We start from the raw sequence: 16,601 nt of genomic DNA on the forward strand, positions 1-16,601 counted from the left end.
AAACTTAAGTTGCTGTAAATAAAAAGCCCTATATCTAGGGCTTAAGTAATACGTTATTTATTGGCTTGGGTTATTTATATAACAACTAACTGTCCGTTAATTGCGCCGGCTTCTTTTAGTGCTTCTAAAATAGCCATTAAGTCACCAGGCGCTGCGCCTACTTCGTTAATTGCGCGAACTAAATCGTCAAGGCTTACACCTGGATTAAATACAAAGGCGCGCGAGTCGTCTTGGTTTACATCAATAATACTTTGCTGTGTAACAACTGTATCACCGTTTGCTAGCGGGTTTGGTTGTGACACATTTTGTTGTTCTGCAATTGTTACTGTTAAGCCACCGTGAGTTATAGCCGCAGGCTGAAGCTTAACGTTTTTGCCAATGACAATTGTACCGGTGCGCGAGTTAACTATAATTTTAGCGGCCATGTCAGCTGGCTTAAATTCTAAGTTTTCGAGTGTTGATAAATACGATACACGCTGGGATGCATCGCGTGGTGCTATAACACGAATAGAAACAGAATCTATTGCTTGTGCGCTATTTGGGCCAACTAAGTCATTAATTGTTTTTTCTAGGCGTTTTGCCGTTGTAAAGTCTGGGCGGTTTAAATTGAAGGTAATGTAATCGCCTTGCATAAATGGGCTTTCTACTGTGCGTTCAACTGTTGCACCATTTGGTATGCGACCAACTGTAGGGGTGTTAATTACAACCTTACTACCATCAAGACCTTGTGCACCTAAGCCACCAACAATTAAACTACCTTGTGCAATTGCATACACGTTACCGTCTACACCCTTTAAAAAAGTTTGTAGTAAAGTACCGCCACGTAAGCTGCCTGCACTACCAATAGAAGAAACCGTAATATCGATTGTTTGCCCGGGCTTTCTAAATGCAGGTAATTCTGCATGTACAGCAACAGCGGCAACATTTTTAATTTTAGGACTTTGAGTTGAAGGTAGCGTAATACCAAAGCTGTTCAACATGCCTCTAAAACTTTGTTGTGTGTATGAGTTTTGCTCGCCGGTGCCCGGTAAACCAACCACTAAGCCATAACCGACTAATTGGTTAGAGCGTACGCCTTCAACCATAGACACATCTTTTATGCGCTCAGCACTGGCAGTAAACTGCCAACCTAATAACACAACTAAACATAAAGCTTTAAGGCTATTCATGTTGTTACCCTCTAAAATGGAAACAGCGAACTGCTAAAGAAACGTGTAAGCCAACCAGGACTTTGCGCCTCTTGCGTTTGCCCTTTACCTGAGTATTGAATACGTGCATTAGCGATACGATTTGATTCAACCGTATTATCGGCGCTTACGTCTTGAGGGCGTACTAGCCCTTCTAAACGAATAAACTCTTCGCCAGTATTAAGCGTTAGCCATTTTTCGCCGCGTATAACTAAGTTACCATTAGGTAAAACGCGCATAACATTAACCGAAATATCGCCCACTAAGCTGTTTGACTGGTTAGATTTTGAATCGCCCGTAAACGACGAATCACTACCAATACCAAACTGAATACTATCGCCACCTATATTTACAGGTAGACCACCTAAGCCAATCACTGGGTCTAAGCTTGCGTCGGTTTCTTTGTCTGTTTCTGTTTTAGCGGCTTTTGTTGCTTGAGTAGACTCTTGCAATTTAACCGTAATTATATCGCCAGTACGTAGCGCTTTTTTATCAGAATATAAGTCGTTTGATGTATGAGTATTAAACAATGAACCTGTGGCTACCAGCGGCTCGAGAATAGGCTCGGGGTACATAGGTGCGTAGTAAGGGTCGTCCTGCACTACCTCACTATTTTGCGTAGACATACAGCCACTTAAAAATAATGTGCCCGCTGCAAATAAAATAATATTACGCATAATTCCCCCCTACTCTATTAAAGCTGTTGATTGATATAACTCATCATTTCGTCAACGGCCGAAATTACTTTTGAGTTCATTTCGTAAATACGCTGAGTTTCTATTAGATTTACCAGCTCTTCAGTCACATTTACGTTTGAAGTTTCGAGTGAGCCTTGAATAATACTACCTAACCCTTCAACACCAGGATTACCTTGTACAGGCGCACCACTTACAGCCGTTTCGGTATAAAGGTTTTGACCAATTGGCTCAAGACCCGATGGATTAATAAAGTCACTAATAGTCAGCTGACCAATTACAACGTTATCGGCTTGGCCTGCAACACGCACAGATACTTCGCCGTCTTGCGAAACCGTAATTGATTGCGCGTCATCAGGTACATTCATTTCTGGCTGAATAACGTAACCTGCGCCCGATGTTACAATTCGTCCATCGCCATCAGTAGTAAACTGACCATTGCGTGAGTAAGCAATATTGCCATCTGGTTGCAGTACTTCAAAAAAACCTTCGCCAGAAATCATCCAATCTAGTGAGTTTTCGGTGGTCAACATGTTGCCTTGCGTAAACTCTTTTTGGTTAGCTACAACTTTAGCACCCGCACCTAACATTAAGCCCGACGGCATTTCGGTATCTTGCGATGAACGACCACCCGGTTGATTAATATTTTGATAAAGTAAATCTTCAAATATAGCGCGGCTTTTTTTGTAACCTACGGTACTCGCATTCGCTAAATTATTTGAGATAACCGATATATCGGTTTGTTGAGCGTCTAGCCCAGTTTTACTGATCCACAATGCTGGATTCATAATCGTGTCCTCACTTTAAAGTTAAACTATGCGTAATAACTGATCTTGACGCTCGTCAATTTCTTCAGCTGTTTTCATTAATTTCACTTGTAATTCAAATTGGCGCTGGTGGCTTATCATGTCGACCATTTCGTGAACCGGATTCACATTCGACATTTCAAGCGAACCACTTAAAACTTTTACATTGGCAGAGGTATCTACTGTTACATTTGCTTTTGGTCTAAATAAACCGTCGTTACCTTTTTCGAGCTGTGAGCTATTTGCTTCTACCACTCTAAGCGTGTCGATTTCTTCTAAAAAGTTAGCGGGAGCGCCTTGTGGTCGAACTTGAATAGCGCCATCTTGGCTAAACCCTATTTTTTCGACTGGGACGGGTAAAATTACAGGTCCCCCTTCGCCAATAACTTGACGACCATGACTGGTTACAAGCATGCCTTGAGCAGTAACGTTTAACGTACCCACTTTTGTGTAAGCTTCATTACCGGAGGCATCTTGCACAGCAAGCCATGCGTTATCGCTCATTGCGATATCTAAGTCTCGCCCGGTTTGCACAATGCCACCCGATACCATGTTTGAACCCGGACGCTCTTGCATTGAAAATACACGTGTAGGCAAACCTTCGCCAAACGCTTGCATAGAACGCGCCTGGGCAAAGTCAGCTTTAAATCCTGTTGTATTTGCATTCGCCAAATTATTGGCTTTAAGCGCAAGCCCTTGTAGGCTTTGCTTAGCGCCAGAGGCCGCAATGTAGACCATTTTGTCCATAGTATCGACTCACATAAAAAATCTCTGAACTTATAAATGCAAAATAGGTGCCAGATTAAATTTGACGCAACATTGAGAGGTTTTTAGAAGGGCTTACAAAGAGGACTTACAAAAAAGGCTGCAAAAGTGCAGCCTAATATATTTAATGGGGTTTAGCTTATCGAATCTGCAAAATACTTTGCTGAATAGTTGAGTTAACTTCAAGCGCACGTGAGTTTGCTTGGTAATTACGCTGTGCAGTAATTAAGTCTACTAGTTCATTAGTAAGGTTTGTATTTGATTGCTCAAGCGCTGATGAATTGATCGATCCTAAAGTACCTGATCCTGGTTCGCCTGCAATTGGATCACCAGATGTTAAACTTTTTTTCCAAGCGGTATCACCGACTTGCTGTAAGCCTTGTGAGTTAGAAAAACGAACCATAGCGACTTGACCTAGAAAAGTTGAGTCACCATTACTGTAAGATGCAACTACTTTACCATCAGTACCAATATCAATACCGGCTAAACGGCCAACAGTAGCACCGTCTTGCTCAAGCGCTTTTACTTCAAAGTTACCTGCATACTGAGTGGGAACTTTATTACTGGTTCCCGCTTCATCACGCCAACTGACTGACACATCATCAGGAAAACTTGCACCATTAGTCAAAAGAGAAGTCAAACCTGTAGTCGCATCAGAAGATAAGTCTATATCATCAAAAGTTGTAGCCGGTGATGTTACATTAGGCAAACCTGCTGATGTAAATTCAAAAGTATCTATAGGAGTATGTGAACCTGCGACTGTTTCAACTCCATCTGTCCCAAAATTTTTCCCGTCTAAAGTTCCATAAACTTGCCATTGATTTGGTGTTGTCGTTGGGTCTTGCTTTACAAAGAAAAGCTGTAAAACATGTGGCTCACCTAATGAGTCATAAACTGTAGTTGATGTAGAACTATTATAAGAAGCACTCGTACTTGAATCAAAAGGAGTTACTGTAGGTTGAGTTTCTCGTGAATCTAAGTTAAATGATGAGTACACTTTACTTGTTGCGCGAGGAGAACCAGACGAATCCGGTATCTGTAATGGTGATGAAGTACTCAAACTTACTGATGTAGTGGCACCTGTAGCTTCATCAACAGGGAAACCTTGTAAAAAATTACCTTTGGCATCTACTACAAAATTATCTTCATTTAATTTGAATGCACCTGCACGAGTGTAAGAAAAATCTTGAGAACCTAAGTCTTCACTCATCGCGAAATAACCTTCACCAGTGATAGCCAAATCAAGTGAGTTATTTGTAAATTGCAGTGAGCCTTGATGAAACTGCTGTGCAACCATAGCGGTTTGAACACCATCACCATTTTTAGTCTTACCAGAGCTAAATACTGATGAAGCGTAAACATCGGCAAACTCAGCGCGTGACTCTTTAAAACCTGTTGTATTTACGTTTGCAATATTATTTGCAGTTACGTCTAAATCTTTTTGTGCGGCAGCTAGGCCGGTTAATGCAATATTGAAGCTCATAATTCACCTCTAACCTGTTAATCTGTGGCCTGCTGGCAGGCAAGAAATATTAAATTTGTTACGCGATTTCTGCAATGTCGGTTAACCTAACCGCACCTTCTTTGGTGTTCACAATGATGCCGCTTGAGCCGTTAATGTTTACACTTTCAATATTTTTGAAAGTTGCAATAGGCAAGCTAGAAAACTGGCCATTGGTACTACCTTGTGCCGATAATGTGTATTCCCCTTCAGGTAAACGCTCACCGCTTTCATTATTACCATCCCAAGCGAAGCGAACAGCGCCCGCAGGCTGAGAACCCATATCAATTGTTCTCACTAGCTGTCCTGAAGCGTCAGTTACACTAAGTGTTAAGCTTTCAACTGCACTTTCAGCAACGATAGACCCTTTAGCATCACCTGATTCATTTAAATCAACAGTATTTGACTCTAGTAAAGCCTGCTTGCCAACAAGCGTTGAAGCTTGCAGGGCTGAGTTTGATGTCATCGAAGTAGCCAACGTATCAAAATTTGAATTCAAATCACTGATACCTTGCGCCATCGTAAAGCTAGTCATTTGAGCAATCATTTGATCGTTATCCGCAGGGTTACTGGGATCCTGATACGATAATTGCTGAGTTAACAAAGAAAAAAAGTCTTCTTGCGTTAACGCATCACTCTCATTGTCGCTGGTCGCTACTTGCGATTCTTGCCAACGCAAAGAGTCTAAATAGGATGAAGATGTACTAATATCGTTACTCATAACCTACCCTCGGTTACCGCTGCCCTAGCAACAGTGTTTTACTTAGCATTTGCTTAGCTGCATCAGCAACTTGCACGTTTGTTTGGTAAGAACGAGAGGCAGAAATCATATTTGCCATCTCCTCTACAACATTAACGTTGGGTTTATAGATATAGCCATTTTCATCCGCACTTGGATGGTTTGGGTTATATTCAATTTGCAATGGCGCATCGCTTTCAACAATGCCCAAAACTTTAACACCAACTGCGGAGCCCTGCTGGTTACTTACTGATGCTGAAGCCTTTGTTAGCTCAGCCGCAAATACAGGTTGGCGCGCTCGGTACGTTTTGTCTTGAGATGAACTAATGGTATTAGCATTAGAAATATTACTAGCTGTCGTATTTAAGCGAACGTTTTGTGCGCTCATACCCGAACCTGCAATATCGAAAACATTATATAAACTCATAATTTTTATCCTTGACTACCGAGAGCTTTATTCAGGCCTTTAAATTTGCCGCTTAAGAACTGCAAGCTGGCCTGATACTCCATAGCATTCTGTGTATACAAGTTTCGTTCCACTTGTATATCAACCGAGTTACCATCACCAGTATCTGATTGATTTGGCAAACGAAATGATTCTGAACTGCCCATACTATGAGTACCTCCACCAATGTGTTTATCATTAGTTCTTACCATAGTATTGCCGCTTTGCTGGGTTGACCTTGCCGCTTTTAAAGCAGAGGCAAAATCAATATCTTTTGCTTTATAGCCAGGCGTATCAGCGTTAGCTATATTAGTTGCAATTAATTCTGCTCGCTGTGAACGGATCAACATGGCTTGCGGATGCACACCTAATGCTTTATCAAAACTGATAGCCATAACCTTCTCCAAAAAATTGACTTACCCATTAATAAAGCAAAAAATAAGCCATTAATATTAGAGCATGCTATATTTTTATAAGACTATGTATCTAAATAGAAAAACGACGCTAGGTGCGCCGTTTTAGGGAAGGGAGTTAGCTTAATCACTTCTTTTGGTAAATAATACCAGGGTTGCACCTAACCATATCAAATTCAGTACTTAGGCCAGTTAGGGACTCTGACGCGCCTAAAAATAGGTAACCGTTTGGATTTAACGCTTGTGCAAACTGGTTAATAATTTTAGCTTTTATTTCAGGCGCAAAATAAATTAGTACATTTCGGCAAAAAATAATATCAAACTTGCCCATTAACGCGTAAGAATCAAGCAGATTTAAATGCCTAAAACTAACTTGTTTTTTTATTGTATCGTTTACTTGTGCCATACCGTTGCCGCTGTCTTTAAAAAACTTTTTACGACGCTCTGCAGATAACCCTCTGGCAAGTGCCAACGCGTCATACTCTGCATTTTTACACATATCAAGCATGGTATTAGATATGTCGGTACCAATAATTTGTGCCCCCATACGAAGCACACCTGGTTGCTTAGCACTAAATTCAGCAACCGACATAGCTATTGAATAAGGTTCTTGGCCTGACGAACTGGCAGCAGACCAAATTTTTAAAGGTCTTCTTAAATCTTTAAATTCAGGGAAAAGCTTGTTTTGGAGCAACTCAAATGGGTATTGATCTCTAAACCACAAAGTTTCGTTGGTGGTCATTGCATCAACAACAGCGGCTCTTAATTGCCGCTCGTGAGGCCCTAGAGTTTTACTAACCAATTCCGATAAAGATCCCACATTAAATCGAGTCATTAACGGAGCAAGTCGGCTTTTAACTAAATACTGTTTATTTTCACCTAAAACAATGCCGCATTGCTGCTCTAAAAACGAACGAAACTGGTCGTATTCACTTTGCTGCAAATCTTTATTATTCAAGTTAGTAGCACCTATTTTTGTTAATCACAATGAACCCACTTTTTAACCGCTGTTGCTAATTCATCTGGGTTAAATTTAGCAATAAAGTCATCTGCCCCTACTTTTTCAATCATCGCTTGGTTGAAAACACCACTCAAAGAGGTATGCAAAATAACATGCAAAGGTGCAAGTTTGGGATCTGCTTTTATTTCAGCTGTTAAGGTATAGCCGTCCATTTCTGGCATTTCAACGTCTGAGATAAGTAATGCTACTCGCTCTGTAATATCATTTTTACAATCAAGCTCTGCTATTTCTTTAAGCCTAATTAAAGCTTCCTTACCATTTTTAGCAAGCTCTGTTTGAACACCTAGCGGCTCTAAGGCCCGTTTAACTTGATTACGCGCAACAGCAGAGTCATCTGCAATAAATACGATACGTTCGCCTAAATCTCTTTGAATATCGCCACTTTGTGCAACTTCAGCACTTACTTCTGTGTTTACTGGACAAATTTCGTTGAGAATTTTTTCTACATCGAGAATCTCGACTAATTCATTTTCGATTTCGGTCACTGCTGTTAAATATGAATAACGTCCGGCGCCTGATGGCGGTGGCATTATTTTTTCCCAATTCATATTTACAATACGTTCAACTCCGCCCACTAAAAACCCTTGCACAGAGCGGTTGTATTCAGCAATGATTATAAAGCTGTCTTTAATGTTGTCGATTGGGCGCCCACCTACAGCCATTGATAAATCAATAACCGAAATGGTTTGACCACGAATATGTGCAACACCACGAATATACGGATTAGATTTTGGCATGCTTGTTAGTGGAGGGCATTGCAGCACTTCTCTCACTTTGAATACATTAATACCAAAACGCTGACGCCCTCTGAGCTTAAATAAAAGTAATTCTAGGCGGTTCTGCCCAACCAACTGTGTGCGTTGGTTTACTGAGTCTAAAATGCCTGCCATTCAAATCTCCTAAAGAAAACAAATAATACGGAACGATAATTGCTTTCTATTTATAAAGCTACATAACATCGCGGGTGCGTCTACTTTTTGACGCAAAATATTTATACCCTGTTTGAAACCATAAGCATAGTCGAAACATTATGAGTTTGTTAAAAAAAATCAGAAGATACAGTGTTTTTTATTTTGTTACTAGCTTGTGCTTTGTATTCCCTTTGCAAGCTAAAGTGTTTAGTAAAGATTTATTACAAGACATGGCCGTTGCTTACATAGCTGAGCAAATTGGTACATTACAAAATACTAATACTGAATTAAGTGCTCTGCCTTTAGACAGTCGCATTCCTGATCGTGTCTGTAATACAGAGCTTGAATTATCAACATCCGATGAGCCACCATTTAACCGCCAAGTAACCTTACAAGCCAAGTGCAATGATGCGCAAACGTGGGCTCAATACGTTCATGTAAGAGTTGTTGAAATGGCCCCTGTTGTTGTTGCCACTGCTAATTTAACCCGCGGTGAAGTAATAACTAAATCGCATTTAAGTATTGAAATGAAACCAACTCACTTTGTACGAATACAGTACTTAGATGATCCCACAATGCTAATAGGTAGTAGAAGTAAAAGAAATATTAGAAGTGGTATGCCAGTATTACTAAACCAAATTTGCATGGTGTGTAAAGGTGACTCTGTTAATATTTACGCAAACCTGAGGGGCCTTAGAATTAAAACCACAGGTATTGCTTTAGAAGACGGTACTTTGGGCGAACAGATACAAATAAAAAACAAAAAATCAGGTAAAGTTTTAAATGCGCGAGTAGATGGTGTAGAGTCTGTTCAGGTGAATATTTAATTTAGATTTATACTAAAGTATCCTACGTATATGCCGATAACATGGCATAAGTTGGGTAATATACGGGTTTATTATTATGGTTAATCAAGTTAATGGCAGTAATCAACAAGCTAATGCGTTAACAAATGCAAAGCAACAACAAGTTGATTTAAAAAAAGATAACGCAAATACACAAGCTGCTCAGGCCCCTTCGCCTAAAGCAGCAAGTGATTCTGTAAGTTTAACGCCGCAAGCGCAGCAATTAAAAACGCTTCAAGATAAAGCACAGCAATCGCCTGGCTTTGACAGCGATAAAGTTGCTGAGCTAAAAAAAGCAATAACTGAAGGTAAATACCAAGTGGACAGTGAAAAGCTTGCTAAAAACTTAGCTGATTTTGAGTTTAACGTGTATGGCTGATCATAATAGTTTAATTAGCGTAAAGCTAAACCAACAAGTAAGTTGTTTAGACTCTTTACACACGCTATTAAACGATGAGCTTACTGCTATTGCCTCACGACGTGGTGCTGGTTTAAAAGAAATTGCCCAACAAAAAATGTCTTTTTTAACTAAGCTAAGCACTCTAGATAAAGAGCTAAGTAAGCTAATTGCCAGTAACGATACACAAAGCCCTGAAATATCTGAGCTAATAAGCCAAGTTAAAACTCAACTTGCACAATGCCAAAAACAAAATAATGTTAATGCTCATGCTGCCCGTCAAGCGCAACTTAGTGTTAAACAATTAAAAGAGATATTAATTGGCGCACCAACGTCAATGACCTACGACCAAGCCGGTAAATCTGTAAATACCGAGAGTAAACTGGTTCGTAATTTAAAAGCGTAAGCCCAAAATTTTACATTAAAAAAGCCTTATTGATAAATCAATAAGGCTTTTTTAATGTCCTTTGTTCTTAAATTTCGTTATAAATAATATCAATTTGCTTAATAATGTAAGCCCCCTTAAAAAATAATTAAGAGGGCTTTATTGATATTAAATATCCGTTTGATTATTACTACTTTCAATTAATTGTTTAATCATCTCTTCCGATTGATTTTGTACATCAACCGCAGGTGCTGCTGCATCAATGCTTCCCCCACTTTGAGCTGGAGTATAAGCAATTGCAGAGCCTTCATCCTCAACCAGTGTATTTAGCGCTATAAGCTGCTCTGCATCTTCATCAATGATTACATCATTAATGTTAAGTGGCTCCGCCGAACTCACTTGCACCGTTTGCTCAGGTGTTGATAGACCACTCAAGTTACCTAAATCAATCGTTTCAGTGCTTAATACGTTGTTGCTTGAAACTTCATTAGGGGTTGTATCGCCTAATGCTGACTCCTCACTAAATGATTCAGGGATTGTGTCGCCGGAGGCTGAATCTGCTGCTGATATACTAGCAACTTCAGTACCTTCACCATCAATGGTTGTGGTATTACCAGCTTCGTCTTCAAATGTAATTCTGACATCTCTTAAACCGTTACCTAGTAAAGCTAAAAGATCTATATCCACACTTGTAAAAGCCCAACTTCCATCGCTTTGAACTGTCGTTGTTTCATTTCCAACGCTTATACCTAATAGTAGCGAGTTATCTAAAGTAACTGTGGTACCAGGCTCAGCATCTGTAGTGCCGTGAAAACCTATAACAGCTAGCTTTATACCTGTGATAGAAGCTAGTAAATAATCAACTTCAAAATCATTTACTGTAGGTGGTGTAGTATCAACAACCAATCCAGATAAACTACCGCTTGATGTTGCGTTTCCAGAACTATCGGTCGCTACAGCTGTTACAGTATAAGCCCCATCAGCTAAGGTAGTATTAGCTGTTACGCTCCACTCACCAGATGCATCAGCAAATACTGTTTCAGTTGCCTCTGTAGCGCCACTAAAGGTCACCGTTACAAACTCACCAGGAGCGGCTGTACCTGTTATAACTGGGTTTTGATCTGTAGTTAGTACCAATCCTGAATCAATTGTAATACCTGAGTCAATTGCGCTACTTGTGGATAGCGTACCAATATTGCCTGCGCTATCAACAATACTTACATCTACAGTGTAATTACCTTCACTAAGCATCTCTTCAGCCTCAATACTCCAGGTTCCATCATCACCAACGTTTGTTTGAACATTGTGAGTGGCGCCTGCAGAATCGGTAAATGTAACGATTACTAATTCACCTGCAAAACTTCCGGTTACTGACCCCGTAACAGTAGGCGTTGTATCTTGCCCTACTGTAATTGGGTCTATCACTATAATTGGTGCAGTGTAGTCTGTGCTTGACACCATTGTATCGCTTGATGAGTTACCCGCAGCATCACTCACTGTCGCAGTAGCACTAAAACCACCTTCACTAAGCGCGCTGGTAGCTGTTACAGACCATGTGCCATTGCCTGCAACTTGAGCGGTAATAGTTTGTGAATCGTTATTATCATCAGTAATAACAACACTCACATTTGTACCTGCTGGTGCATCACTTATACCTGTTATAGTCGGTAGCGGGTTATTGGTTACAGTTAATTGATCAACTTCAACTGTTGGTGGTGTTAAATCAATTATTCCATCAAGACTTGTAGAGCTTGAAAGCCCTAAGTCTTCAACTGTAGCACTTACAGTAAAGGAGCCTTCAGCTAATGGTGTTGTAGGTATTAGAGTCCATTCACCGGCAATGGCTGTGGTGTTATATGTCGTTGCTGTACCGCTACTATCGGTAATAACTACCTGTACATCACCTGCTAATACATCCGTGGTACCTGTAATCGTAGGCGTTGTATCGCTTGTATCAATTATTGGGTTTATCAACAAACTTGGCAAGGTTGTACTGACAGTACCTATTTGATTTACAGTGGTTGTATTACCAGCGCTATCGGTACTTATGGCCTCAACTGTAATTTCTCCTTCAGGTAATAAAGAAGCAATGACAGACCAAGTGCCATCTCCTAAAACAGTAGTAGTAACTGTTTGTACTGCGGCTGTTGAGTCAGTGATATTTACAGTAATTAAACTCCCTACTTCCTCATCGCTAGAGCCTGTAATTGTTGGTGTTAGAGTATTAAGTACTCCGAACGCATCTATTTCTAACGCTGGTGGAATGGTGTCTATAGTTACTTGTTCAATGGCTGACTGCCCAGTATTACCTGCGGCATCAGTAATACTCGCATACGCATCATAAACACCATCAGATAAGCTGGTGGTTACTAGAGACCAAGTACCATTACTACCAACTACAGCATCAAATACTGTTTCATCACCATTGCTACCAATAACAGTTACGTCAATGTCTGTACCTTCAGGCTCTTCCGATGTGCCTGAAATAGTTAATAAATCGGTATCGCTAATGCTCAGTGGTAAAATTCCAACTACTGGTACTAGCGTATCAACGACGAATTCAAGCGTATCAGTTACTACATTACCTGCTTCGTCTGTAATACTCACATTAGCAACGTGCTGCCCTTCAGTTAGTGCATCTACCTCGAGTGAAAATAACCCAGCTGCATTAACCGTAGTGGTTAAAACTGAACCACCATCAAGTTGTATTTCAACAACACCATTAATTAAATCACTGGTACCTTGGATAATTGGCGTGGAGTCTGATGTTGTGCCAATAACCTCTAAGCCAAGTGTTGGCGATATTGTATCCACCACTGCGGTAAGTAGTTGCGTGGTAGTAATACCGACTTCACTTAACACGTCAACTGTTACGCTGAATGTACCTTCAGCCAATGATTGAGGAACCTGCACAGCCCACGTATTATCGGCCTGCACTATAGCCGTAAGCTCTTGTACTACATTTTCGCTATCTACCACTCTCACTAGCACTTCGGTGCCTGGGGCTTGGTCGGTCGTACCGCTAATTATCGGCAAATCTCCCTGGCCAGTAGTAAAGTCAACTACCGCATTAAGTAATGGCGTTGAAGCATCTACATCAGCCGTAGTTATAGTGGTGGTGTTACCCGCTTCATCAGTTGCAGAGGCTTCAACAACCGATAGGCCAATAATATTAACTGCCAGGCCTAATAACACCCAATCGCCATTGGCATCAGTTGTTACATCGTATGTTAAGTTAGCCAAATCACCTGCTAATTCTAAATTAACAGTGACTGTTTTACCTTCTCCTAAATCAGATGTGCCAGATAAAGAAACCAACTGACCTAATAGGAACGAAGGCACAATAGTAAGCTCTGGCCCTACTGTATCTACTTCGCCACCCGTTTTACTATCAACAGAGGTATTTCCTGCGCTATCAGTAATCGTTGCCGAAACACTGTAAACACCTTCTGCTAATTCGTTGTCTGCAGCGGCTTGCCAGTCTCCATTAGCATCCGTTTGCACGGTAATTTGATGAGAAACTCCAGCAGAATCAGTAAAGGTAACAATAACGTTTGTATTTGCCTCGTTAGACGTACCTGTAATCAATGGAGTGCTATCTTGAGTTAGTATTAATGAACTTTGATCAATACTAATTTCGGGAGCAATTGTATCAATGGTTGCTGTATTTGTTGTGTCCCCGGTATTACCCGCGCTGTCAGTAACAAATACTTCAACTGAATAATCTCCTTGTGATAGAGAGCTAGTTGCCTCTACAGACCATACACCACCCGTTTGAACTGTTGTATTTACAGTATGCTTATTCCCGAGTGCATCGGTAAATATCACAGCAACTGCATCACCTACCATGGCACCTGTCACGCTCCCTGAAATACTTGGAGTTAGATCGGTACTTCCAACAATATCGTTAATAGTCACAACAGGTGCTGTTATATCAACTTCCCCTGTAATACTTGTGTTTACAGGATTACCTGCAGTATCTGTTGTTGAAGCTAAAACCGTGTAAGTGCCCTCGCTCAACTCTGTACTTGCAGCGACTGACCATGTGCCATTTGCACCAACTGTAGCATTAACCGTTTGCTCTACACCTAAGCTATCTGTAATTAAAATAGCGACTATGGCGCCTTGTGGAGCTGTAGTTGTGCCTGAAATTGTTGGCGTTGTATCATTTGAAATTGTAAGCGGTGTAATATTAAGGGCTGGTGGAGTTAAATCGATAACACCGCTACCTGTTGTATTACTCGTTAAGCCTCCTTCAGTTACACTTGCCGAAACAGTAAATTCACCTTCAGGTAGAATATCTGTCGCATCAACACTCCACACCCCGCCTACCACAGTTGTAGTTACAGTATGTGAAACGTTATTAACGTCAGTTATGACAACCGTGATTTCTGTATTATCTGCCGCACTACTTGTGCCTGATATTGCTGGTGTTTGATCGTTTGTATCAACAATTGTATTAATATTAATTGTAGGCGCATTGGTATTTAACATTGCGGTACTATTTGCAACTGATTCATTCCCTGCGGCATCAGTAACACTTGCAGAAACTGTAACTTCACCATCAGTCAGTGCATCTGTAATATCTACAGTCCAAGCACCACCTGCACCAACAACAGTTGTATAAGTCTCGGTACTATCTCCATCGGTCACAGTTACTGTAATACTCGTGTTTTCAGGTTCATTGGATGTGCCTGAAATAGTTGGCGTGCTGTCATTAATTGTACCTAATGCGTTTATAGTAATACTTGGTGCTTGAGTATCAATAAAGCTAGAGCCTGTATCCACCCCTTGATTGCCAGCATCATCGGTAATACTTACCTCTACATCATAATTACCATCAGGCAAGCTTGGCGCCGTAACTTGCCAATCGCCGCTAGCATCAACTATTGCGGTTAAAGTATGTATATCACCGTTGCTATCTGTAATAACTATATCGACCACCGTACTCTGTGGTTCAGTTGAAGTACCACTTATAATTGGTGTATTAGTGTTAAATACAGTTGTGTCATTAAGTACAATAACAGGTACTTGGGTATCAATTGTTAAATCAATAGTCGTGCTGCTGGTATTATTAGCGTCATCGGTAATGCTTACTTGCGCCGTATAATCACCATCAACAAGTGCTACGGGGACATCTACTTGCCAATTGCCATCAGTACCCACAGTTGCTGTTAGTGTTTGACCACCAATAATAATGCTTACATCTGCACCTATCTCATTACTTGTGCCTGAAATTGTAGGTGTTGTATCTATTGTCGCGTTAACTTCGTTCACAATTAATGTAGGATCAACACTGTCTATTTCACCTTGAGCCTGCTGCGTTGTTAAGTTACCAACACTGTCTCTAACCTCTGCAACAACGGTATATTGACCTTGCGCTAGCTCTGCAGGTACAGCAACAGACCAGTCGCCACCGGCTTGAACTGTCGCAGTAAACGCTTGGCTTTCTCCTTCACTATCAGTCACGGTTATATTAATTACAGTGCCTTGCCCCATATCGGTGGTTCCGCTAATTACTGGCGTACTATCATTAGATAAAGCATCGACACTAACGGTTAATTCTGGTGCTACGTTATCAAAATCAAGTGTATTGATTGTTCTTACATTACCAGCTGCATCCGTTGCACTGGCAGTCACATAGGCAAGGTTTAGTAAAGGTACTGTTATGTTTGCGAGCCCCCACGTACCATCAGGATTTGTTGTCGCTGTATAAGTTGCACCAACTAATCCCCCAACTAGGTACTCTGTAATAGTGATTACAGAGCCTCCCGGTAAATCAGAATCCCCCGAAAGAGAAACTAAATTACCTAATAAAAACGATGGAATAATTTCAAGATCCGGAGCGGTTATATCCACTTCGCCAGTGTCAGTGCCGGTACCAGTGTTGCCTGCCGCATCGGTAATGCTGGCGCTGACGCTGTAATTACCTTCAGCTAATGTACCTGTTGGTGTCGCACTCCAGTTACCATTGGCATCGGTTTGTACATCAATGCTTTGAGTAGCATTTGCTGCATCTGTAAACGTCACCGTGATGGTGCTGTTAGGTGCATCACTGGTGCCTGTCACTGTGGGCGTGCTGTCGTTTGTTAATACTGGCGCATCTACACTCACACTTGGTGCTGTGGTATCAATGGTGCCGTTGCCGGTAATATCGGTGCTGTTACCTGCCACATCGCTAATACTTGCTTCGATGCTATATGGTCCTTCTGCCAAGGCAGTCGGTACTTCCACTGAGAAGTTGCCATCAGCATCCACAGTGGTGGTAAAGGTTTGTCTATTGCCTTGATCGTCCATAACCGTGAAGTTAATAACCGTGCCTTCAACCGCATCGCTTGTGCCGCTGAGTGTCGGGGTGATGTCGCTACTTGAGCCTGGACTGGTAAGTACAAGGGTCGGTGCAATGGTATCTATTTCACCAGTGCCTGTGGCAGTGGCTTCGTTGCCTGCGGCATCGCTCACACTGGCGCTCACTGTAAAGGTGCCTTCAG

The 16,601-nt window shown here is 41.2% G+C and carries 14 protein-coding genes; 3 read left to right on the plus strand and 11 right to left on the minus strand.

The window, feature by feature from the left end; genetic code table 11:
* Window positions 1-74 precede the first annotated feature (74 nt).
* The 10 genes from I6E69_RS04940 to I6E69_RS04985 form a co-directional block, all read right to left on the minus strand.
* Complete coding sequence (locus tag I6E69_RS04940) at window positions 75-1,169, minus strand: flagellar basal body P-ring protein FlgI (protein WP_024592771.1); 1,095 nt, start codon at window positions 1,167-1,169, stop codon at window positions 75-77.
* An 11-nt stretch (window positions 1,170-1,180) separates the two neighbouring features.
* Window positions 1,181-1,864, minus strand: coding sequence for a flagellar basal body L-ring protein FlgH (gene flgH, locus I6E69_RS04945; protein ID WP_002959418.1), 684 nt, complete (start codon window positions 1,862-1,864; stop codon window positions 1,181-1,183).
* Between the two features lie 17 nt (window positions 1,865-1,881).
* A complete protein-coding gene (gene flgG / locus I6E69_RS04950) occupies window positions 1,882-2,670 on the minus strand; it encodes a flagellar basal-body rod protein FlgG (protein ID WP_002959420.1) in 789 nt (262 codons plus the stop codon).
* Between the two features lie 21 nt (window positions 2,671-2,691).
* Window positions 2,692-3,435: a flagellar basal body rod protein FlgF gene (locus I6E69_RS04955; protein ID WP_007581863.1), complete on the minus strand. Its 744-nt coding sequence runs from the start codon at window positions 3,433-3,435 to the stop codon at window positions 2,692-2,694.
* Window positions 3,436-3,592: 157 nt separating this feature from the next.
* A complete protein-coding gene (gene flgE, locus I6E69_RS04960) occupies window positions 3,593-4,936 on the minus strand; it encodes a flagellar hook protein FlgE (RefSeq protein ID WP_138488697.1) in 1,344 nt (447 codons plus the stop codon).
* Window positions 4,937-4,994: 58 nt separating this feature from the next.
* On the minus strand, window positions 4,995-5,675 hold the full coding sequence (locus tag I6E69_RS04965; RefSeq protein WP_039484684.1) for a flagellar hook assembly protein FlgD: 681 nt from the start codon (window positions 5,673-5,675) through the stop codon (window positions 4,995-4,997).
* Window positions 5,676-5,688: 13 nt separating this feature from the next.
* A complete protein-coding gene (gene flgC, locus I6E69_RS04970) occupies window positions 5,689-6,120 on the minus strand; it encodes a flagellar basal body rod protein FlgC (protein WP_002959429.1) in 432 nt (143 codons plus the stop codon).
* A 5-nt stretch (window positions 6,121-6,125) separates the two neighbouring features.
* Window positions 6,126-6,533: a flagellar basal body rod protein FlgB gene (flgB, locus tag I6E69_RS04975; RefSeq protein ID WP_002959431.1), complete on the minus strand. Its 408-nt coding sequence runs from the start codon at window positions 6,531-6,533 to the stop codon at window positions 6,126-6,128.
* A gap of 145 nt (window positions 6,534-6,678) precedes the next feature.
* Entirely contained in the window at window positions 6,679-7,509 is an 831-nt protein-coding gene (locus tag I6E69_RS04980; RefSeq protein ID WP_039484688.1) for a protein-glutamate O-methyltransferase CheR, read from the minus strand.
* Between the two features lie 20 nt (window positions 7,510-7,529).
* Window positions 7,530-8,462 (minus strand): chemotaxis protein CheV, encoded by a 933-nt coding sequence (locus I6E69_RS04985; RefSeq protein ID WP_002959434.1) that lies wholly within the window; start codon window positions 8,460-8,462, stop codon window positions 7,530-7,532.
* 140 nt (window positions 8,463-8,602) lie between these two features.
* Here I6E69_RS04985 and flgA point away from each other — a divergent pair, with 140 nt between their 5' ends.
* The 3 genes from flgA (at window position 8,603) to flgN (ending at window position 10,131) form a co-directional block, all read left to right on the plus strand.
* On the plus strand, window positions 8,603-9,310 hold the full coding sequence (gene flgA, locus I6E69_RS04990; protein WP_197120767.1) for a flagellar basal body P-ring formation chaperone FlgA: 708 nt from the start codon (window positions 8,603-8,605) through the stop codon (window positions 9,308-9,310).
* Window positions 9,311-9,386: 76 nt separating this feature from the next.
* Window positions 9,387-9,707, plus strand: a complete 321-nt coding sequence (gene flgM, locus I6E69_RS04995) for a flagellar biosynthesis anti-sigma factor FlgM (protein ID WP_002959436.1) — start codon at window positions 9,387-9,389, stop codon at window positions 9,705-9,707.
* Window positions 9,700-10,131, plus strand: a complete 432-nt coding sequence (gene flgN / locus I6E69_RS05000; RefSeq protein WP_039484691.1) for a flagellar protein FlgN — start codon at window positions 9,700-9,702, stop codon at window positions 10,129-10,131. The genes flgM and flgN overlap by 8 nt, the downstream gene beginning before the upstream one ends.
* 147 nt (window positions 10,132-10,278) lie before the next feature.
* Here flgN and I6E69_RS05005 read toward each other — a convergent pair whose 3' ends face one another.
* A complete protein-coding gene (locus I6E69_RS05005) occupies window positions 10,279-16,584 on the minus strand; it encodes an Ig-like domain-containing protein (RefSeq protein WP_197120768.1) in 6,306 nt (2,101 codons plus the stop codon).
* Window positions 16,585-16,601: the final 17 nt, after the last annotated feature.

The sequence above is a fragment of the Pseudoalteromonas sp. NZS100 genome (genome assembly GCF_015864815.1).
Classification (GTDB): domain Bacteria; phylum Pseudomonadota; class Gammaproteobacteria; order Enterobacterales; family Alteromonadaceae; genus Pseudoalteromonas; species Pseudoalteromonas distincta.